This is a genomic window from Pseudomonas sp. SBT1-2, assembly GCF_028640875.1.
GTDB classification, from domain to species: Bacteria; Pseudomonadota; Gammaproteobacteria; order Pseudomonadales; family Pseudomonadaceae; genus Aquipseudomonas; species Aquipseudomonas chlororaphis_I.
Map to the genome: position 1 here is coordinate 1 of NZ_JAQZAA010000063.1, position 18,963 is coordinate 18,963.

Consider the following 18,963-nt stretch of genomic DNA (forward strand, 5'->3'; position numbering starts at 1 on the left):
TGGCTGTTCATCGTCATCGGCACGCCGGCGATCCTGCTGACCTGGCCGGTGCTGCGTTACCTGCCCGACGGCCCGCAACAGGTCAGCTGGATGGACCCGGCCGAAAAGGCCTGGCTCACCGGCGAGCTGAACAAGGACCTGCAGGCATACGGCCAGACCCGCCACGGCAATCCGCTGCATGCCCTCAGGGACAAGCGGGTGTTGCTGCTGGCGCTGTTCTATCTGCCGGTGACCTTGAGCATTTATGGCCTGGGCCTGTGGCTGCCGACGTTGATCAAGCAGTTCGGCGGCAGCGACCTGGCCACCGGCTTCGTGTCTTCGGTGCCGTACCTCTTCGGGATCATCGGCTTGCTGGTGGTGCCGCGCAGTTCCGACCGCCTGAATGATCGCTACGGCCACCTGGCGGTGCTCTATGTGCTGGGGGCGATCGGCCTGTTCCTCAGCGCCTGGCTGTCGGCGCCGCTGCTGCAACTGGCGGCCCTGTGCCTGGTGGCCTTCGCGCTGTTTTCCTGCACCGCGGTGTTCTGGACCTTGCCCGGGCGCTTTTTTGCCGGCGCCAGCGCGGCGGCGGGGATCGCCCTGATCAACTCGGTGGGCAACCTGGGCGGCTACATCGGTCCGTTCGTGATCGGCGCGCTCAAGCAGTACACCGGCAGCCTGGCGTCGGGGCTGTACTTCCTGTCCTGCGTGATGCTGTTCGGCTTGCTGCTGACGGGCGTGGTCTATCGGTTGCTCGAGCGCAGGCACGTGCTGCCGGTCGAGCAGTTCGCCGCCAGTGCCCGCGGCGCCACGCGTACTTAATGGCCTAGAGGAGAAAGTTCATGCGTTTAGTGCAGTTCGAATTGAATAACGGCGAGCGTCGGGTCGGTGTGGTCGAGGACGCCCTGGTTCGTGAAGTGCAGTCGGTGGGCACGGTGCGCGAGCTCGCGCTGGCGGCCATCGAGGCGGGTGTCGGCCTGCGCCAGCAAGTGCAAAGCCTCGGCCTGGGCATCAGCCACGACTACGCCGAGCTGCTGGCAAGCCTGAGGATCCTGCCGCCGCTGGATCACCCGGACCCGGCGCACATGCTGGTCAGCGGCACCGGGCTGACCCACCTGGGCAGTGCTGCGGCGCGTGACAAGATGCACCAGCAGGGCGCTGACGACACGGCGCTGACCGACACCATGCGCATCTTCAAGTGGGGCGTGGAGGGCGGTAAGCCCGCTGCCGGTCAGGCCGGCGTGCAACCGGAATGGTTCTACAAGGGCGACGGCAGCATCGTCGTGCGCCCGGGCCAGGCCTTCCGCCTGCCGGCCTTTGCCGAAGACGCCGGCGAAGAGCCGGAAATCGGTGGCCTGTATGTCATCGGCCATGACGGCAAGCCTTATCGCCTGGGGTTCGCGGTGGGCAACGAGTTCTCCGATCACGTGATGGAGCGTAAGAACTATCTCTACCTGGCCCATTCCAAATTGCGCAGTTGCAGCTATGGTCCTGAACTCAGGGTCGGCGAGCTGCCCCAGCACCTGGCGGGCACCAGCCGCATTCTGCGCAATGGCCAGGTGCTGTGGCAGAACGAGTTCCTCAGCGGCGAAGCCAATATGTGCCACAGCCTGGAGAACCTCGAGTACCACCATTTCAAATACCGCCAGTTCCTGCGGCCGGGGGATGTGCACATCCACTTCTTCGGCACCGCGACCCTGTCGTTCGCGGACGGTATCCGCACGCAGCCGGGGGACGTATTCGAAATCAGCCAGGCGGAGTTCGGTGCGCCATTGATCAACGGTATTGCCGGCGCCGACGCGGTGCTGGCGCCCGGTTGCGTAGGTGCCCTTTAAGCAGGCGCTCTTCCAGAAGACAAGCAGGTTCGAGGAGACAGGCATGACCCAGGTTTTTGGCCACAACTACATCGGCGGCCAGCGCAGCGCCGCCGGCACCGTCATTCTTCACAGCATCGATGCCAGCACCGGCGAAGCCTTGCCCCAGGCGTTCTACCAGGCCACGGCGCAGGAAGTCGAGGCCGCCGCCAAGGCTGCCGCGGCGGCCTACCCGGCCTACCGCGCCCTGAGTGCGCAGCGGCGCGCGCAATTCCTGGAGGCGGTGGCGGATGAGCTGGATGCGCTGGACGATGAGTTCATCGCCCTGGTCTGCCGGGAAACCGCGTTGCCTACCGCGCGGATCCAGGGCGAGCGCAAGCGCACCAGTGGCCAGATGCGGCTGTTCGCCGAGGTGCTGCGGCGCGGCGACTTCTACGGCGCGCGTATCGACCGGGCGCTGCCCGAGCGCCAGCCGCTGCCGCGTCCGGATCTGCGCCAGTACCGCATCGGCCTGGGGCCGGTGGCGGTGTTTGGCGCGAGCAACTTTCCCCTGGCGTTTTCCACGGCGGGCGGCGACACCGCGGCAGCGCTGGCAGCCGGTTGCCCCGTGGTGTTCAAGGCCCACAGCGGGCACATGGCGACCGCCGAGCGGGTCGCCGATGCGATCATCCGGGCGGCCGAGGCCAGCGGGATGCCCGCCGGCGTGTTCAACATGATCTTTGGCGCCGGCGTCGGCGAAGCGCTGGTCAAGCATCCGGCGATCCAGGCGGTCGGTTTCACCGGCTCGCTCAAGGGCGGGCGAGCGCTGTGCGACATGGCGGCGGCGCGCCCGCAACCGATCCCGGTGTTTGCCGAGATGTCGAGCATCAACCCGGTGATCGTGTTACCCCAGGCGCTGCAAGCGCGGGCGGAAACGGTCGCCCGCGACCTGACCGCCTCGGTGGTGCAGGGCTGCGGCCAGTTCTGCACCAACCCGGGCCTGGTGATCGGCATCCGCTCGCCGCAGTTCGCGGCTTTCACCGAGCAGGTTGTCCGGCTGATCGGCGATCAACCGGCGCAGACCATGCTCAACGCCGGCACCTTGAGCAGCTACGGCAAGGGGCTGCAAAAGCTTCTGGCGCATCCGGGCATCGAGCACCTGGCCGGCGATCCGCAAGCCGGCAACCAGGCGCGGCCACAGCTGTTCAAGGCGCAGGCCAGCCTGCTGGTCGATGGCGATGAAGTGCTGCAGGAAGAAGTGTTCGGCCCGACCACCGTGTTCGTCGAAGTGGCCGACCAGGCGCAGCTCGTCGCCGCCTTGAACGGTCTGCGCGGGCAACTGACGGCGACCCTTATTGGCGAGCCCGCGGACTTCGCGCAGTTCGGCGAGTTGACCGCATTGCTGGAGCAGAAGGTCGGCCGCATCCTGATCAACGGTTACCCGACCGGTGTCGAGGTCTGTGATGCGATGGTGCACGGCGGGCCTTTCCCGGCCACCTCCGATGCCCGTGGCACGTCGGTGGGGACCCTGGCCATCGAGCGTTTCCTGCGTCCGGTGTGCTTCCAGAATTACCCCGACAACCTGCTGCCGGATGCCTTGAAGAACGCCAACCCCCTGCGTATCCAGCGCCTGGTGGATGGACGGCCATCGCGCGACGGGCTGTAACGCGCCTCGGCCAATGTCTGCCTGAAAACAACAATGCAGGAGGTTTCATGTCGTGGACCGCGCTGACCGCACACCGTGCGCAGCTTGGCGAAGGCCCGTTCTGGGATGCGCCGGATCAGGCCCTGTATTGGGTCGACATTGCCGGCCGGCAGGCATTGCGCCTGTGTGGCGAACGGCTGCAGGCCTGGCAACTGCCGGAACCGGTGTCGGCCTTCATCCCCTGTGAGCGCGGCGATGCGCTGGTGACCTTGAGCAGTGGCGTGTACCGCCTCGACCTGGGCTCCGCGCCCGCGGCGCCGCGCCTGAGCCTGCTGTGCGTGGCCGATCCGCAACCGGGCAACCGGGCCAACGAGGCCCGTTGCGACGCCCAGGGCCGGCTCTGGCTGGGCACCATGCAGAACAACATCGGCGAGCAGGGCGAAGACCTTCCCGTGCGGCGGCGCTCCGGTGGCCTGTTCCGCATCGATACCCAGGCGCGTGTCACGCCGCTGCTCCAGGGCCTGGGGATTCCCAATACCTTGCTGTGGAGCGAGGACGCCAGCCGCCTGTATTTTGCCGACAGCCTGGACGGCACGCTGTACCAGTACCCGATCGCCAGCGATGGCCGGCTCGAACCCGCGCGCAGCTGGTTCGGGCCACATCCGCGCGGTGTCCCGGACGGTTCGGCGATGGACGCCCAGGGCTATATCTGGAATGCCCGCTGGGACGGCGGCTGCCTGCTCAGGCTGGCGCCCGACGGCGAGGTCGACCGGGTGCTCGAACTGCCGGTCAGCCGCCCCACCAGTTGCGTGTTCGGCGGCGCGGACCTCAAGACCCTGTACATCACCAGCGCGGCCAGCCCGCTCGATCATCCTCTGGACGGCGCGGTGCTGGCCGTCCGGGTCGATACCCCAGGGAAGCTCTGTCATCGATTTGCCGGTTGAGGTTTCAGGCCGAACCTGTGTGCAACGAAGCTGTGTGCAACGAACTCTGAAAACAACAACAAGGAGTCACCTTATGAATCGTCGTCGTGGGATCCGTTACCTGTGTTGTGCCGCCCTGGCCATGTCGGCCGCCAGCCTGAGCTGCCTGTTGCTCGCCGCCGAGCCGGTGAAGATCGGTTTCCTGGTCAAGCAGGCGGAGGAACCCTGGTTCCAGACCGAATGGGCCTTTGCCGAAAAGGCCGGTAAGGACAAGGGCTTCACCGTGATCAAGATCGCCGTGCCGGACGGCGAGAAAACCCTGTCGGCGATCGACAGCCTCGCCGCCAACGGCGCCAAGGGTTTCGTGATCTGCCCGCCGGACGTGTCCCTGGGCCCGGCGATCATGGCCAAGGCCAAGCTCAACGACTTGAAAGTGATTGCCGTCGACGACCGTTTTGTCGATGCCAAGGGCCAGTTCATGGAAGACGTGCCCTACCTGGGCATGGCCGCGTTCGAGGTGGGGCAGAAGCAGGGCGCCGCCATGGCCGGCGAAGCGAAGAAGCGCGGTTGGGACTGGAAGGACACCTACGCGGTGATCACCACCTACAACGAACTCGACACCGGTAAGAGGCGCACCGACGGCTCGGTCAAGTCCCTGGAGGAAGCCGGCCTGCCCAAAGACCACATCCTCTTCGCCCCGCTCAAGACCCTCGACGTGCCGGGCAGCATGGACGCCACCAACTCGGCGCTGGTCAAGCTGCCCAGCGGGGCGAAGAACCTGATCATCGGCGGGATGAACGACAACAGCGTGCTGGGCGGCGTGCGCGCCACCGAAAGCGCCGGGTTCGCCGCGGCCAATGTGATCGGCATCGGCATCAACGGCACGGACGCCATCGGCGAGCTGAAGAAACCCGACAGCGGCTTCTTCGGCTCGATGCTGCCCAGCCCGCACATGGAGGGTTACAACACCGCGAGCATGATGTTCGAGTGGGTCACCACCGGCAAGGAGCCGCCCAAGTACACCGCGATGGATGACGTGACGCTGATCACCCGGGACAACTTCAAGCAAGAACTGGAAAAGATCGGCCTGTGGAACTGAGGGCCGGTGGTTTTCCCCGGCGGCCCTTTCGACCGGGCCGCCTGACTTGATGAGGTGGTTATGCACGCGCAACTGAATAAACGACAACACAGCGCCGGCGCCAGTTTGTGTTTCAACGGCATCGGCAAGACCTTCCCCGGGGTCAAGGCGCTGGACGGCATCAGCTTCACCGCCCACCCGGGGCAGGTGCACGCCTTGATGGGCGAGAACGGCGCAGGCAAGTCGACCTTGCTGAAGATTCTCGGCGGCGCCTACACGCCCAGCAGCGGCAGCGTGCAGATCGGCGAGCAGAGCATGGCGTTCAAGTGCGCGGCCGACAGCATTGCCTGCGGGGTGGCAGTGATCCACCAGGAGTTGCACTTGGTGCCCGCCATGAGCGTGGCTGAGAACCTGTTCCTCGGCCATCTGCCGGCCCGTTTCGGGGTGATCGACCGTCGTGCGCTGCGCCAGCATGCGCTGGAATGCCTCAAGGGGCTGGCCGATGAAATCGATCCCGACGAGAAGCTCGGCCGCCTGTCCCTGGGCCAGCGCCAGCTGGTGGAAATCGCCAAGGCGTTGTCCCGTGGCGCCCATGTGATTGCCTTCGACGAGCCCACCAGCAGCCTCTCGGCCCGGGAAATCGAGCGCTTGATGGCGATCATCGGGCGCCTGCGGGACGAGGGCAAAGTGGTGCTGTACGTGTCCCATCGCATGGAGGAGGTGTTCCGTATATGCGATGCGGTGACGGTGTTCAAGGACGGTCGCTACGTGCGCACCTTCGAGGACATGAGCGCACTGACCCACGACCAGTTGGTCACCTGCATGGTCGGTCGCGACATCCAGGACATCTACGATTACCGCCCCCGGCCCCGCGGCGCGGTGGCGCTCAAGGTCGATGGCCTGCTGGGGCCGGGCCTGCGTGCTCCGCTGAGTTTCCAGGTGCACCAGGGCGAGGTGCTCGGCCTGTTCGGCCTGGTCGGCGCGGGGCGTACCGAACTGCTGCGCCTGCTGGGTGGCCTCGAACGGGCAAGTGCCGGAAGCCTGGCGCTGTGTGGCGAGGCACTGCACCTGCGCTCGCCGCGCGATGCCATCGCCGCCGGGGTGCTGCTGTGTCCCGAGGACCGCAAGAAGGAGGGCATCATTCCGCTTTCCAGCGTCGCCGAGAACATCAATATCAGCGCACGCGGCGCCCATTCGAGCTTTGGCTGGCTGTTGCGCGGCGGCTGGGAGAAGGGCAACGCCGACAAGCAGATCAAGGCGTTGAAGGTAAAGACGCCCAACGCGGCGCAGAAAATCGTCTACCTGTCCGGCGGCAATCAGCAGAAGGCCATCCTCGGCCGCTGGCTGTCGATGCCGATGAAAGTCCTGCTGCTCGACGAACCCACGCGCGGCATCGATATCGGCGCCAAGGCCGAGATCTACCAGATCATCCATGACCTGGCGGCCAGCGGCATCGCGGTGATCGTGGTGTCCAGCGACCTGATGGAAGTGATGGGCATCTCCGACCGCATCCTGGTGCTGTGCGAAGGCGCGCTGCGTGGCGAAAAGAGCCGCGAACAGGCCAATGAATCCAACCTGCTGCAACTGGCTTTGCCGCGCCAACGCGCCGACGGCCCGGAGAACTGAAGAGGTGAACATGACAATTCAAGACAACGCGTTGCCGACGGCGCGCAAACCCCTGGACCTGCGTGGCCTGCTCGATAACTGGGCGATGCTGTTGGCGGCGGTGGGGATCTTCGTGCTCTGCACCTTGCTCATCGACAACTTCCTCTCGCCGCTGAACATGCGCGGCCTGGGCCTGGCCATTTCCACCACCGGCATCGCCGCCTGCACCATGCTCTATTGCCTGGCGTCCGGGCATTTCGACCTGTCGGTCGGTTCGGTGATCGCCTGTGCCGGGGTCGTCGCGGCCGTGGTGATGCGCGACACCGACAGTGTGTTGCTCGGGGTCGGCGCCGCGCTGCTGATGGGGCTGCTGGTCGGGCTGATCAACGGCATCGTGATTGCCAAGCTGCGGGTCAATGCGCTGATCACCACGTTGGCGACCATGCAGATCGTCCGTGGCCTGGCCTATATCTTCGCCAACGGCAAGGCGGTCGGCGTATCCCAGGAGTCGTTCTTCATCTTCGGCAATGGCCAGTTGTTCGGTGTGCCGGTGCCGATCCTGATCACCATCGGCTGCTTCCTGTTTTTCGGCTGGCTGCTCAACTACACCACCTACGGGCGCAACACCATGGCCATCGGCGGCAACCAGGAAGCGGCGCTGCTGGCCGGGGTCAACGTCGACCGGACCAAGATCGTCATCTTCGCCGTGCACGGGGTGATCGGCGCGCTGGCCGGGGTGATCCTGGCATCGCGCATGACCTCCGGCCAGCCGATGATCGGCCAGGGGTTCGAGCTGACGGTGATTTCCGCCTGTGTGCTGGGCGGGGTGTCGTTGAGCGGCGGGATCGGCATGATCCGCCATGTGATCGCCGGGGTGCTGATTCTGGCGATCATCGAAAACGCGATGAACCTGAAAAACATCGACACCTTCTACCAGTACGTGATCCGCGGTTCGATCCTGCTGCTGGCGGTGGTCATCGACCGCATGAAACAACGCTGATCCAGGGAGGCTTTATCAGGGGCATGCCGACGTCGCCGGACCACTGCCTTGCCGGGTCGGCAGGGCAGTGGTGGCTACCGCGCTTCAGTCGGCGGAGAACTTCAGGACGGTGTCCTGGCTGTAGACCTGGCCGGGGTTCAGCCGGGTGCTGGGGAAGTCCGGCTGGTTGGGCGAGTCGGGGAAGTGCTGGGTCTCCAGGGTGAACGCGCCCCAGTGGCTGTAGGTCTTGCCGGCCTTGCCCTTGAGCGTGCCGTCGAGGAAGTTGCTGGTGTAGAACTGCACCCCGGGTTCGCTGGTGTAGAGCTGCAAGCGACGACCGGATTGCGGGTCGCGCACCTCGGCGGCGAGCTGGCCGACGTCGCCCTTGGCGTCGAGCACCCAGTTGAAATCGAAGCCACCCTGTTTCGGCTCGGCGAACTTGAGCTGCGGATGATCGTCCTTGATGTGCTGGCCGATGGCGGTCGGTTGCCGGAAGTCCAGCGGCGTGCCGGCGACCGGGGCCAGTTCGCCGGTCGGAATCAGCTTGGCGTTGACGGGCGTGTAGTGGCTGGCGTGCAAGGTGGCGAGCTGGGCGAGCACATCGCCGTTACCGGCGCCGGCGAGGTTGAAGTAACTGTGGTTGGTGAGGTTCAGCACCGTGGGTTTGTCGGTGGAGGCGCTGTACTCGATGCGCAGCTCGTTGTTGTCGTTGAGGCTGTAGGTGACCTCGACCTGCAGGTTGCCGGGAAAGCCCATTTCGCCGTCTTTGGACAGGTAGCTCAAGGTCACCCCGACAGCGTCCTTGCGCTTGATCGGCCGGGCCTTCCAGACGCGCTTGTCGAAGCCCTGGGCGCCGCCATGCAGCGAATTCGGGCCGTCGTTGAGGGGCACCTGGTAACGCTGGCCGTCCAGCTCGAACGCCCCGCCGGCCAGGCGATTGCCGTAGCGGCCGATGGTGGCGCCGAAGAACGCGGTGCCGCGCTGATAGCCCTGGACGTCGTCGAAGCCCAGGACCACGTCGTCGAAGGCGCCGTTCTTATCCGGCACCTTCAACGATTGCAGGACCGCGCCATAGGTGATGACCGTGGCTTGCAGGCCATGGCTGTTGCGCAACACATATTGCTCGACAGCGCTACCGTCGAGGGTCGTGCCAAAGGCTTTGTGTTCGCTGGACAGGCCCGCGGCCTGGGCGCCGAGGCTGGCAAGCAGCAGCGACAGGCCGAGGCCGGAAAGCCGGTAGGGGGAGTGCGGCATGGTTGAACTTCCTTTTGTTGTTCTGAATGGAATAGTTCTACTAATTTGCATTTTTTCATTGTTGCTCCCACAAATTTATCGCTTTGATTGGCTTTTTTACAATATAAAATAAGACTAATTGGTCGACGCAGCAGAGATACCTGAATGCTTCGCTGGCCCGAACCGAAATGATCACTGCGCAGGAACCGTCATATGAACAATGAGAAAGGGGCTGGCATGCAGGCTGTGTACGCGGATCTCAACGGCAAGACCGTATTGATTTCCGGTGGCGCCTCGGGAATTGGCGAAGCCCTGGTTTGCGCCTTTGCCCAGCAAGGCGCCAGGGTCGCATTCGTGGACATGGCGCAAAGCCAGGGCGAGGCGTTGGCAGCCCGGTTATCGGCGCAGGGCCATTGCGTGGCGTTCGCGCCCTGCGACGTCACCGACGAGGCCGCTTACCAGGCCGCGATCGAGCGTTTTGCGCAGACGCTGGGGCCTGTCACGGTGCTGGTGAACAATGCCGCCAATGATGTGCGGCACAGCCTGGAGGAAGTCGACTCTTCGAAATTCGACAAGCTGATCTCGGTCAATCTCAAGCACGCCTTTTTCGCCAGCCAGGCGGTGGTGCCGATGATGAAGGCCGCCGGCGCCGGCAGCGTGATCAACCTGGGTTCCATCGGCTGGATGATGGCCTCCAGCGGGTACCCGGTCTACGCCGCCAGCAAGGCGGCCACCCACGGTCTGACCCGGGCCCTGGCGCGGGAATTGGGGCCCTGGCGGATCCGGGTCAACACCCTGGTGCCCGGCTGGGTGATGACCGAGAAACAGCTGGCGTTGTGGGTGGATGATGCCGCCCGCGAGCTGATCAGCCGCAGCCAATGCCTGCCGGGCAGCGTGGAGCCCGGGCATATCGCGCAGATGGCGCTGTTCCTGGCGTCCGATGCGTCCGCCATGTGCTCGGCGCAAAACTTCATCGTCGATGGCGGCTGGGTATAGCACCCGGCGAACGACGCCGTGGCCTTGCCAGAATGGTGGCGCGGCGTCGGCGAGCGGGTGCTCAAGTTCATCGGCCTTCGATACGCAGCGGCAGGCTGTCGATCACCTGCGACAGCGCTTGCTCCAGTTCCGCCTCTTCTTTTTTTACCAGTTCCGGGCTTCTTCGGCGTTGCCGGTATTCGCTGGGGCTGGCGCCCGCGAACTGCTTGAAGGCGCGGGCAAAGTAGGACGGGTCCTTGAAGCCGACTTCATAACCGATGCTGGTGATGGGCATCTGGCTGTTGTCGAGCAGATTCTTGGCGCAATCCATGCGCTTGCTCAGGATGTAGTCCATGAACCCCAGGCCATGGACCTCCTTGAACAGCCGGCTGAAGCGAAACGTGGTCATGCCACAACGTTTGGCCAGCTCTTTCTGGTCGATGCTTTCACGAAAATTCTGCTCGATGTACAGCAGCACATCGCTGAGTGCCTGATGTTTCTGGTGCTCTACGGTCAGCCGGATGCTGTCCGGCAGGGACGGGCCGTGTTCGATCTGCAGCGTCTTGTTGCCGGGGCCGCCGTTGTGGCGCAGTTCGTAGAGCTGCTTCAGCGCATGCAGGAAGCGCCGGATCTCGGCACTCGAGAGCGGGAGCACCATGTATTCCCAGACCCGCGAACGCATGGCCCAGACCGCAAGTTCTTCGGAGTGCTGCACCGTGAACATGGCGATGGGAATGGAGGGAATCTTGTGTTTGATCTCCAGCAGCAGATTGAGCCCCGGCATGTCCGGGCGGTCATAGTGCATGCAGATCATGTCCGGTACGGGATGAGTGTCCTTTTCGGGCAGAGACGCGTCTTTCGACACCCGGCAATCGCAGGCTGGGCGAAACAGCGCGATCAGTTCTTCAGACGATCGGTCGCGCGTGAGGTCGAACCATAACAGAGAGGGTTTCTGGGCCGACTCAGGTTTCATTTCCTTATTCCTTCCTGGTGTCTCGCTGTCACTTCCTGGGGTGTCAGTATCGCCATTGTGCTTTGCGGGCAAAGGATCAAGTTCTGATAGCGCTTCATAAATTTTCTTGATTACCTTCTATGTCTGACAGCGAGATAAGAGTCACAGGCAGCTCCTTGCTGTTGCGATCGCCTTTTCTTGCAGCACTGGGCACAGCTGAATCAATTTAGTGTTATATGAGAACAGTTCCTTTTATGAAAAAATCCATCTGCCAGGTTTAGTTTCACTGGAGTTTCTTTGCTGTCTTGCCAAGTGGCGCAAAAAAGTCCTAGAAACCGGCAATAAACTCCTAACTCTTTGTGTTAGCCCCTGACTAGGATTCAGTCAGGCGGCACAAATACTGATCGCCTTAAAGCAACTTTTCTTATATGAGGTGAACAAGATGAAACTGCAAACAATCAAAACCTCGGTTCTGGCCTTCATCAAGGATGAAGATGGTTTGACCATCGTCGAGTATGCCGTGGCCGGTGGCCTGATTACGCTGGGCGCCGTTGCCGCGTTCGTGACCCTGGGCGGCAACGTGGCCACCGCCATTACCAGCCTGGGTTGCGCTGTTCAGGGCCAGGTGTGCTAACGACAGCCGTTGTGCCGAATCCTCGGTCCTGGGCTGGAGTTGCTTGTTGCTCGTACGCAGCCAGACTTCTCGGGTCTGGCTGCGATGAGCGGTTTCCCTCGGGCTGAGGCCGTACCTGTGGTCCATGTGTGTTTTCCCACCTTTTCTGTCTACTCTCGCCTGGACAGATGGAGCCTCCGCAATCGGTATGTGCAGTCAGCGCACAGTACATGATGGATGGCTCCAGTCTTGGTCTCGAACGAGATCAAGTCGCGAGTGATCCTTTGGCCGAGCACGGCTCCATCGCTCTGCAGCGGCCTGCAAATTCTCTTTGCAGCTTCTGGAGTATCGTCGCTGTATTGCTCGCGTGAAGATCAAATCCTGATATGAAAACCCTGGGTTACTTCGTTTCGCACTATGGTTTTTTTGCAACGAACATGGCCGGGGCTTTTGTCTTTGTCGGCTGTGGCTTCGACCGCTCTCGCGTCGAGGGTGAGATTGTTTCAAGGCGGCTCTTCAATTATTCCTTCCTTAGATAAGCCACCTGTTCCTTGGGGATGTGCTGTTCCTGGTGTTTTTTTGCATCTTTCAACAACAGCAATAAAGTCCTAACGATCAGCAAAAAACTCCTAACCCTTCCAATGTTCCCCTGACTAATGTTCAACCAGGCAGTACGAGAGTGCTGCTCTTACATAAAAACACTTGAGTGAGGTGGGAAAATGAATCTGCAATCGATCAAGACTTTGGTTATCAAGTTCGCCAAAGACGAAGACGGCCTGACCATTGTGGAATATGCCGTGGCCGGTGGCCTGATCACTTTGGGCGCTGTTGCCGCATTTATCACTTTGGGCGGCAACGTGGCCACTGCCATCACCAGCCTGGGATGCGCAGTCCAGGGTCAAGTCTGCTAACACCAATTTCCACCGAGGGCTGCAGTCATGGGCAAAGAGCAATTGTTCGTTGTTGCATTGATGCTGGGACTGCTGGGGATTGCGGTGGTGAGCGATCTTCGTCGCCACCGTATTCCCAACCTCTTGGTGCTGTTGGGGCTGGGACTGGGGATGGCCGGCCAGGTCTATTCCTCAGGCGTCATCGGGTTTGGTTATGGACTGCTGGGCATGTCGATCGGTTTTGTCGTTTTTCTTCCCCTGTACGCCTTTGGCGGGATGGCAGCCGGCGACGTCAAGCTCATGGCCATGGTTGGCACCTTTCTCACTCCGCAGCACGCCCTCTGGGCTGCGTTTTTCAGCCTGATCGCCGGCGGCGCGTGCGGGGTACTGATTGTGTTGGTACGTGGTCAGGTTCAACAGACCATGGGGCGCTACTGGCAGATGGTGAGAGCCAAGGCCTATTTTCCGCCGGCGGATGATGAAGTGGCCGGCAAACCCTTTCCCTATTCGGTTGCGATCCTGCTCGGCACATTGGCCAGCTTTCTCTGGTTGCCCCTTGGCCAGTAGCTCAGGAGAACATTATGTACGCCATCAGTAACAGCCGTCCGACCGGCAATGACCGGGAAGCAGTGCAGCGACTGGCTCCACAGCCACGCACGATCCTCGAGACCGGGCTGGCGGACAATTTCCTCGGAGACCTGGTCTGCAAGCATCTGCACGATGCGGGCGTACTGGACATGCCCCGACTGGTAGAGCGCCTGGCGCTGACGGGGGCGGTGGTTGAAGAGGTCCTGACCTTCCTGCGCCAGGATCATCGGGTCGAGATCCTTGGCCAGGCCGGTGGCCAGGGCTTGCGCTACGGGCTGACCGAGCGTGGCCGCAATGCTGCCCGCGATGCCTTGTCGCGCAGTGGCTATATCGGCGCGGCGCCCTTTCCGGTGAGCGCCTACCGCTCGCTGCTCAAGGTACAGACCATTCACCATGGCCGTATCAGCGCCCGGGACATGCAGGCGTCCTTCGGCTCCATGGTGCTGGCGCAGAACATGCTCGATCAGTTGGGCGTGGCCCTGAATTCCGGGCGCGCCATCATGATTTACGGGCCGGCGGGGACGGGCAAGACCTATGTCAGCAGCCGGTTGATCCGGCTGTTTTCCGAGTCCGTCTGGGTGCCCCATGCAATTGCGATCAACGACGCGGTGATCGAGATCTACGACCCCCAGGTACACCGACGCCTGGATGTCGGCGATCCGCAGAACAGCTTGATGCTCAACGAAGGGATCGACCGCCGGCTCCTGTGCTGCGAACGGCCGATCATCATCACTGGCGGCGAGCTGACCATGGAACAGCTGGATATCCGCTACGACCCCTTCACTCGCCAGTACCAGGCGCCGTTGCAGCTCAAGGCCAGCAATGGCCTGTTCGTCATCGACGACATGGGGCGCCAGCGCATGGCGCCCGCGGAATTGCTCAACCGCTGGATCGTGCCGATGGAGGAGAAGCGCGACTTCCTCAACCTCGGCGGCGGCCGGCACTGCGAGTTGCCGTTCGACCTGATCCTGGTGTTTTCCACCAACCTGAACCCGTTGGAACTGGCCGACGAGGCGTTCCTGCGGCGCATTGGCTACAAGCTGCAGTTCGGCTACCTCAAGCCCGAGGAGTACGAACGTATCTGGATTCAAGAGACAGAGCGCCTGAACATCCAATACGACCCGCTGCTGTTGCGCTACGTCCTGGATGAGCTCTATGGCGCTGAAAACATGCCGCTGGTGCCTTGCCACCCACGGGATCTCTTGAGCATGGCGCTCGATCGCCAGCGTTATGTGGGCGCCAGCGGACCACTGTCAACCCTGGAACTGGAATGGGCCTGGCACAGCTACTTCGTCCAGCTCGATTTTCTTTGAGTAAGGAGATTTCGACATGAGTTCTCGTACTTTCACTCTGGTGGCCTTGTCCGTGGTCCTGGGCCTGGGCGCCGCATGGATGGCCAACACCTGGCTCAATGCAAGGCTCAATGCCACCCCCGACGACAATCAGCAGAACGTGGTGGTGGCGACCGTGGAAATCGCTTTCGGGCAAATGGTCGAGCCACAGCAGGTCGCGCTGGTCCGCATGCCCAAGGAGACCGTGCCCGAAGATGCTTTCGACGCGACCGAGAAGGTCGTGGGCAAGATCGCCACCTTTTCCATGCTGCGCGGCGACATCCTGCGTGGTGCGCGCCTGGCCGAACACCTGGGCGGCAGCACCCTGGCGTCGCTGATCGAGCCCACCAAGCGTGCGATCTCGGTCCGGGTGGACGACGTGGTCGGCGTGGGTGGGTTCCTGTTGCCGGGTAACCGGGTCGATGTGCTGGCTACCCGGCAGACCGGCAATACCGGCGACGCCGAATCCAAGACCATCCTGGAAGACCTGCGGGTGCTGGCGGTGGACCAGACGGCCAGTACCGACAAGACCCAACCGGTGGTCGTGCGCGCCGTGACCCTGGAAATGACCCCCCAGCAGGCCGAGGAACTGGTCAAGGGGATGGCGGCCGGCAAGCTGCAACTGGCCCTGCGCAACCCGCTGGACAACCAGAAGCAACCGGCGATGGTCGAGCCGGTCGCGATGATCCAGGAAGTGCCTGCCCCTCCCGTGGTGCGGCCGATTGTCCGGCGTCGTGCCAGCGGCGATAGCGGGATCACGGTGATCCGCGGGATCGAGGTCAACGTTGTGAAGTCCCAGCTGTAAATGATCGGGTACGACATAGACGAACAATGAGGGCTTGATGATGAGTGCGCGTATCCAACAGCCATTGAGTGCATTTCCTCGGCAGCAGCGCGGCGCAATGCTTGTACTGGTAGTGATTGCCCTGGCCGCGATGCTGCTAATGGGGGCCCTGGCGCTGGATGGCGGCCATATGCTGGTGAACAAGTCCCGCCTGCAGAATGCGGTGGATGCGGCGGCGCTGAGCGGTGCCAAGACGCTCAGCACGGTCATGGGCACGACAGGGGCCGCGAGCCTGACGCAGACCGCTGCGCTCAATACCCTGACCCTGAATGCCAGTGCCAGCGGCAACCAGGAACTGGCTGCCGCCATCGACAACAATGTCGGCGGTTTTGCCACGGTGGAATTGGCGTCCACTGTCTATGGACCTTTCTCTTTCCCCGGGCCGGCCAATGCGAGCTATGTGCGGGTGACGGTCACCAACTATTCCCTGGCCGGATTCTTCTGGGGCGTCTTTCAGACCCTGGGCAATGGCGTCGGTAACAAGTTCGTGAGCGCGGTCGCTACCGCCGGGCCAAGCCCCGCCAGCCCTTGCGACCTCACGCCACTGATGGTGTGCGGCGATCCAACGAAAAACAACCCGTCCACCGGGATGTTCTGGGGGTTCCAGTTCGGCGATCCGCAGGTGTTGAAAACCGCCGCAGGCAACAGCTCGCCGATTGGCCCCGGCAACTTCCAGCTGCTCGATTTCGGCTCGGGCGGCAGCACGGTCAGGCAGGGGCTGGCAGGCGGTATCAGCCAGTGCAACAGCGTCGGTTCGAATGTCCAGACCAAGCCGGGGAACACCGTCGGGCCTGCCTCGCAGGGCCTCAATACGCGCTTCAACGAGTATTCCGGCGGTCTCAAGGCGGCGGACTATCCACCGGACATGGTGATCACGGTCAACCAGAAGTCGTTCACTTACGACGATGCGCTCAAGCAGATCCAGTACAACAATCAGGCGGTTACCTCGAGCAGCGGCAATTTGTCCGCGGCCGGCAGCGCCTTGTACGACTACCACGACTGGGTCCAGGACTCCGCCAGCTGCGTTGCCGGTAGCGGCGGTGGCTGCCAGAACGGCGGGGCGTTCGAACGGCGGATCATCAAGATCGTGATCGGTGACTGTTCGGGCAAGAACGACGGGGCGTCGTCGATACCGGTGCTGGGTTTCGGTTGCTACTTCGTCCTGCAGCCTGCATCGCAACAGGGCAATGAGTCGCAGATATTCGGTCAGTTCCAGAGTGTGTGCGAAGGCGACAACGTGCCTGGTCCCAACCCGGCCAATACCACCGGGCCGCAGATCATCCAGCTGTACAAGACCTATATCGACAACAGCCAGACGCCAAGTACCGACTCTTAGGAGGCTTTATGGGACGCACAGGATTCAGGTCGCCGCGCAACCAGGGCGGGTTGGCGATGGTGGAGCTGGTGTTGACGCTGCCGCTGCTGTTGTTGCTGATGCTGACCTTCGCCGAGTTCGGCCGCATGTTGTTCCAGTACAACAGCCTGATGCAGGCCAGTCGCGACGCCGGGCGTTATGTCGCTGACAAGGCGTGGAACGCCACCCTCGGCAAGCTCGACCTGAGCGGCACGCTGCAGGCCCAGGCCAAGAACGTCGCTGTCTATGGCGTGCCCGCCAACCCCAATGGCTACCCGGCGGTGGTGTCGGGGCTGACGCCGGCGAATGTCACGGTCACCGCGGTGGGGGCCGAGCATGTCCAGGTCAGCATTACCTACACCTATGTGCCGGTGATCGGCAGTGCCTTGCCCGTCTTGTATGGCAGCAACGTGCCGCTGGGCCTGGCCTTGACTTCCACTGTCGTCATGAGGGCCTTGTGATGAACGTCAAAGGTATGCGGGGGCTGTACACCGTCGAGTTCGCGATCACCAGCCTGGTGCTGTTCACCGTGTTGTTCGGTGTGCTGGAAATGGGCCGGCTGTACTTCACGGTCAATGCCCTGAATGAAACCGTGCGTCGCGGCGCCCGCCTGGCGGCGGTGTGCGATATCGCCGATCCGGTGATTCTGCGTCGGGCGATGTTCAACGCTTCCACCGACAGCGGTCCGAGCAGCCTGCTCAATAACCTGACGTCCGCCAACCTGAACCTGGTTTATCTGGACGCCAATGGCGCGGTAGTCGCCAACCCCAACGATCTGAGCGGCAGCAACGGCTTTGTCGCCATTCGGTATGTCCAGCTACAGGTATCCAATTTCAGTTTCAATCTGCTGATTCCTGGGTTCAACGGGGTGTTTGTTCTACCGGTATTCAGGTCGACCGTGCCACGTGAAAGCCTCGGTCGGCAGCCCCAGGCAGCAGTCACACCGGAGATCACACCATGTTGAGTACCCGAGAAGCGCCCGTCGTCGCTGCTGCTACTGAAAAGCAAGGCAAACGCCTGCTGATCAGTGGGCGCGACGCGACGACCTTGAATCATCTGAAAGCGTTGAGCCAGGGGCTGCCGAATCTGCAGGTCAGCACTCGCCTGGTGAGCAACGGGCATACCGATCCGCTGTATGGGCTGGAGCAGATGCCCGACTTCCTGCTGTTGCGCGTCAGCCATCTGTGGCGTGAAGAACTGGCGGCCTTGTTGCAGCATCCGCTCAAGGAACGGCCACCGCTCCTGGTCTGCGGTCCGCTGGATGAGCGCGAGGGCATGCGCCTGGCAATGCAGGCCGGCGCCCGGGACTTTCTCCCCGAGCCAGTCGCGGCAGAAGAGTTGCAGGCGGCCATCGGCCGTATGCTCATGGAGGCCAATGCGGAGCTGGGGATCGGTGGCAAGGTGATTGCGGTGATGAATGCCAAGGGCGGTTCGGGAGCCTCGATGCTCGCTTGCAACCTGGCGCATCAGCTTGCCACCCGCGGTGGCAGGACCCTGCTGCTGGACCTGGACCTGCAGTTCGGCAGCGTGGCGCATTGCCTGGATGTGGTGCCTACCCACAGCCATGTGGATGTGCTGAAGCAGGTCGAGTCCCTGGACAGCATCGCCTTGCGTGGCTATTGCAACCACTTCAGCCCGACCTTGCATGTACTGGGCGGGCGTACCGGGGAGCTGTGCCTGACGCAGGATGTGCACCTGGATCAGCTGGAAAAACTGTTGCGCCTGGCCCGTGGGACCTACGACTGGGTGGTGGTGGATCTGCCGCGGCAGATCGATCACCTCACCGGCGTCACGCTCGAACAGGCCGATCGCATCTACGTCGTGTTGCAGCAGAGCCTGAGCCACCTGAAGGACGGCACCCGCCTGACCCGCATCCTGCGCGACGACCTGAACGTGCAGAGCAACCGGATACAGGTGGTGGTCAACCGCTACAACAAGACCTCGCCGGTGAGCCTCAAGGATATTGCCGATGCCCTGCGCTGCCCGAACCCGCAAACCCTGCCCAATGACTATGCGGTGGTCAGCGAGAGTCAGAACACTGGTGTGCCGCTTGAGCTGCACGCTCCACGTTCGGTTGTGACCCTGGCGCTGCGCGAGCTGACCCAGAACCTGATCGGAATCGAGGTCGCCGAGAAGAGTTTATTCAAACGTACCTTCAATCGTCTGTTCGGAGGCTAGGCC

At 62.7% G+C, this 18,963-nt stretch carries 19 protein-coding genes; 17 read left to right on the plus strand and 2 right to left on the minus strand.

Annotation, left to right across the window (positions count from 1 at the left end; genetic code table 11):
• The 7 genes from PVZ78_RS08715 to araH form a co-directional block, all read left to right on the plus strand.
• Positions 1-801: MFS transporter (locus PVZ78_RS08715; RefSeq protein WP_273828571.1), on the plus strand; the 801-nt coding region annotated here is incomplete at its 5' end.
• Between the two features lie 20 nt (positions 802-821).
• A complete protein-coding gene (gene araD1, locus PVZ78_RS08720) occupies positions 822-1,814 on the plus strand; it encodes an AraD1 family protein (protein ID WP_273828572.1) in 993 nt (330 codons plus the stop codon).
• 43 nt (positions 1,815-1,857) lie between these two features.
• Positions 1,858-3,438, plus strand: coding sequence for an aldehyde dehydrogenase (NADP(+)) (locus PVZ78_RS08725; RefSeq protein ID WP_273828573.1), 1,581 nt, complete (start codon positions 1,858-1,860; stop codon positions 3,436-3,438).
• Positions 3,439-3,485: 47 nt separating this feature from the next.
• A complete protein-coding gene (locus PVZ78_RS08730; RefSeq protein ID WP_273828574.1) occupies positions 3,486-4,361 on the plus strand; it encodes an SMP-30/gluconolactonase/LRE family protein in 876 nt (291 codons plus the stop codon).
• Positions 4,362-4,434: 73 nt separating this feature from the next.
• Entirely contained in the window at positions 4,435-5,439 is a 1,005-nt protein-coding gene (locus PVZ78_RS08735; RefSeq protein WP_038634466.1) for a substrate-binding domain-containing protein, read from the plus strand.
• Between the two features lie 60 nt (positions 5,440-5,499).
• Entirely contained in the window at positions 5,500-7,044 is a 1,545-nt protein-coding gene (gene araG / locus PVZ78_RS08740; protein ID WP_038634463.1) for an L-arabinose ABC transporter ATP-binding protein AraG, read from the plus strand.
• Between the two features lie 10 nt (positions 7,045-7,054).
• The gene (araH, locus tag PVZ78_RS08745) at positions 7,055-8,023 is read left to right on the plus strand and encodes an L-arabinose ABC transporter permease AraH (RefSeq protein ID WP_038634461.1); all 969 of its coding nucleotides are present in this window, start codon (positions 7,055-7,057) and stop codon (positions 8,021-8,023) included.
• Positions 8,024-8,107: 84 nt separating this feature from the next.
• Here the strand turns inward: araH and PVZ78_RS08750 are convergent, their stop codons facing one another.
• Positions 8,108-9,256: an aldose epimerase family protein gene (locus PVZ78_RS08750; protein WP_038634458.1), complete on the minus strand. Its 1,149-nt coding sequence runs from the start codon at positions 9,254-9,256 to the stop codon at positions 8,108-8,110.
• 192 nt (positions 9,257-9,448) lie between these two features.
• On the opposite strand from PVZ78_RS08750, the gene PVZ78_RS08755 reads away from it, so the two are divergent.
• Positions 9,449-10,231 carry an SDR family NAD(P)-dependent oxidoreductase gene (locus PVZ78_RS08755; protein ID WP_009050449.1) on the plus strand — a complete coding sequence of 261 codons (783 nt, stop codon included), beginning with the start codon at positions 9,449-9,451 and terminating at the stop codon, positions 10,229-10,231.
• Between the two features lie 67 nt (positions 10,232-10,298).
• Here the strand turns inward: PVZ78_RS08755 and PVZ78_RS08760 are convergent, their stop codons facing one another.
• Positions 10,299-11,183, minus strand: a complete 885-nt coding sequence (locus tag PVZ78_RS08760; protein ID WP_028683224.1) for a helix-turn-helix domain-containing protein — start codon at positions 11,181-11,183, stop codon at positions 10,299-10,301.
• 421 nt (positions 11,184-11,604) lie between these two features.
• On the opposite strand from PVZ78_RS08760, the gene PVZ78_RS08765 reads away from it, so the two are divergent.
• The 9 genes from PVZ78_RS08765 to PVZ78_RS08805 all read left to right on the plus strand — a co-directional run bounded on the left by PVZ78_RS08765 (position 11,605) and on the right by PVZ78_RS08805 (position 18,960).
• The gene (locus tag PVZ78_RS08765) at positions 11,605-11,796 is read left to right on the plus strand and encodes a Flp family type IVb pilin (RefSeq protein WP_009050447.1); all 192 of its coding nucleotides are present in this window, start codon (positions 11,605-11,607) and stop codon (positions 11,794-11,796) included.
• Between the two features lie 698 nt (positions 11,797-12,494).
• Complete coding sequence (locus tag PVZ78_RS08770) at positions 12,495-12,686, plus strand: Flp family type IVb pilin (RefSeq protein ID WP_009050445.1); 192 nt, start codon at positions 12,495-12,497, stop codon at positions 12,684-12,686.
• A gap of 27 nt (positions 12,687-12,713) precedes the next feature.
• The gene (locus tag PVZ78_RS08775) at positions 12,714-13,232 is read left to right on the plus strand and encodes an A24 family peptidase (protein WP_009050444.1); all 519 of its coding nucleotides are present in this window, start codon (positions 12,714-12,716) and stop codon (positions 13,230-13,232) included.
• Between the two features lie 14 nt (positions 13,233-13,246).
• A complete protein-coding gene (locus PVZ78_RS08780) occupies positions 13,247-14,566 on the plus strand; it encodes an ATPase AAA (protein ID WP_009050443.1) in 1,320 nt (439 codons plus the stop codon).
• Between the two features lie 16 nt (positions 14,567-14,582).
• The gene (cpaB, locus tag PVZ78_RS08785) at positions 14,583-15,389 is read left to right on the plus strand and encodes a Flp pilus assembly protein CpaB (RefSeq protein WP_009050442.1); all 807 of its coding nucleotides are present in this window, start codon (positions 14,583-14,585) and stop codon (positions 15,387-15,389) included.
• A 37-nt stretch (positions 15,390-15,426) separates the two neighbouring features.
• Complete coding sequence (locus tag PVZ78_RS08790) at positions 15,427-16,764, plus strand: TadE/TadG family type IV pilus assembly protein (RefSeq protein WP_273828575.1); 1,338 nt, start codon at positions 15,427-15,429, stop codon at positions 16,762-16,764.
• Between the two features lie 8 nt (positions 16,765-16,772).
• Entirely contained in the window at positions 16,773-17,243 is a 471-nt protein-coding gene (locus PVZ78_RS08795) for a TadE/TadG family type IV pilus assembly protein (RefSeq protein WP_009050440.1), read from the plus strand.
• Entirely contained in the window at positions 17,243-17,746 is a 504-nt protein-coding gene (locus tag PVZ78_RS08800) for a TadE/TadG family type IV pilus assembly protein (protein ID WP_009050439.1), read from the plus strand. Before PVZ78_RS08795 ends, PVZ78_RS08800 begins: the two co-directional genes overlap by 1 nt.
• Entirely contained in the window at positions 17,740-18,960 is a 1,221-nt protein-coding gene (locus tag PVZ78_RS08805; RefSeq protein WP_009050438.1) for an AAA family ATPase, read from the plus strand. Before PVZ78_RS08800 ends, PVZ78_RS08805 begins: the two co-directional genes overlap by 7 nt.
• Positions 18,961-18,963: the final 3 nt, after the last annotated feature.

Coding starts and splice junctions, on each gene's coding strand:
- araD1 (WP_273828572.1), top strand. CDS start 822: ATGCGTTTAGTGCAGTTCGAATTGAATAACGGCGAGCGTCGGGTCGGT.
- PVZ78_RS08725 (WP_273828573.1), top strand. CDS start 1,858: ATGACCCAGGTTTTTGGCCACAACTACATCGGCGGCCAGCGCAGCGCC.
- PVZ78_RS08730 (WP_273828574.1), top strand. CDS start 3,486: ATGTCGTGGACCGCGCTGACCGCACACCGTGCGCAGCTTGGCGAAGGC.
- PVZ78_RS08735 (WP_038634466.1), top strand. CDS start 4,435: ATGAATCGTCGTCGTGGGATCCGTTACCTGTGTTGTGCCGCCCTGGCC.
- araG (WP_038634463.1), top strand. CDS start 5,500: ATGCACGCGCAACTGAATAAACGACAACACAGCGCCGGCGCCAGTTTG.
- araH (WP_038634461.1), top strand. CDS start 7,055: ATGACAATTCAAGACAACGCGTTGCCGACGGCGCGCAAACCCCTGGAC.
- PVZ78_RS08750 (WP_038634458.1), bottom strand. CDS start 9,256: ATGCCGCACTCCCCCTACCGGCTTTCCGGCCTCGGCCTGTCGCTGCTG.
- PVZ78_RS08755 (WP_009050449.1), top strand. CDS start 9,449: ATGAACAATGAGAAAGGGGCTGGCATGCAGGCTGTGTACGCGGATCTC.
- PVZ78_RS08760 (WP_028683224.1), bottom strand. CDS start 11,183: ATGAAACCTGAGTCGGCCCAGAAACCCTCTCTGTTATGGTTCGACCTC.
- PVZ78_RS08765 (WP_009050447.1), top strand. CDS start 11,605: ATGAAACTGCAAACAATCAAAACCTCGGTTCTGGCCTTCATCAAGGAT.
- PVZ78_RS08770 (WP_009050445.1), top strand. CDS start 12,495: ATGAATCTGCAATCGATCAAGACTTTGGTTATCAAGTTCGCCAAAGAC.
- PVZ78_RS08775 (WP_009050444.1), top strand. CDS start 12,714: ATGGGCAAAGAGCAATTGTTCGTTGTTGCATTGATGCTGGGACTGCTG.
- PVZ78_RS08780 (WP_009050443.1), top strand. CDS start 13,247: ATGTACGCCATCAGTAACAGCCGTCCGACCGGCAATGACCGGGAAGCA.
- cpaB (WP_009050442.1), top strand. CDS start 14,583: ATGAGTTCTCGTACTTTCACTCTGGTGGCCTTGTCCGTGGTCCTGGGC.
- PVZ78_RS08790 (WP_273828575.1), top strand. CDS start 15,427: ATGATGAGTGCGCGTATCCAACAGCCATTGAGTGCATTTCCTCGGCAG.
- PVZ78_RS08795 (WP_009050440.1), top strand. CDS start 16,773: ATGGGACGCACAGGATTCAGGTCGCCGCGCAACCAGGGCGGGTTGGCG.
- PVZ78_RS08800 (WP_009050439.1), top strand. CDS start 17,243: ATGAACGTCAAAGGTATGCGGGGGCTGTACACCGTCGAGTTCGCGATC.
- PVZ78_RS08805 (WP_009050438.1), top strand. CDS start 17,740: ATGTTGAGTACCCGAGAAGCGCCCGTCGTCGCTGCTGCTACTGAAAAG.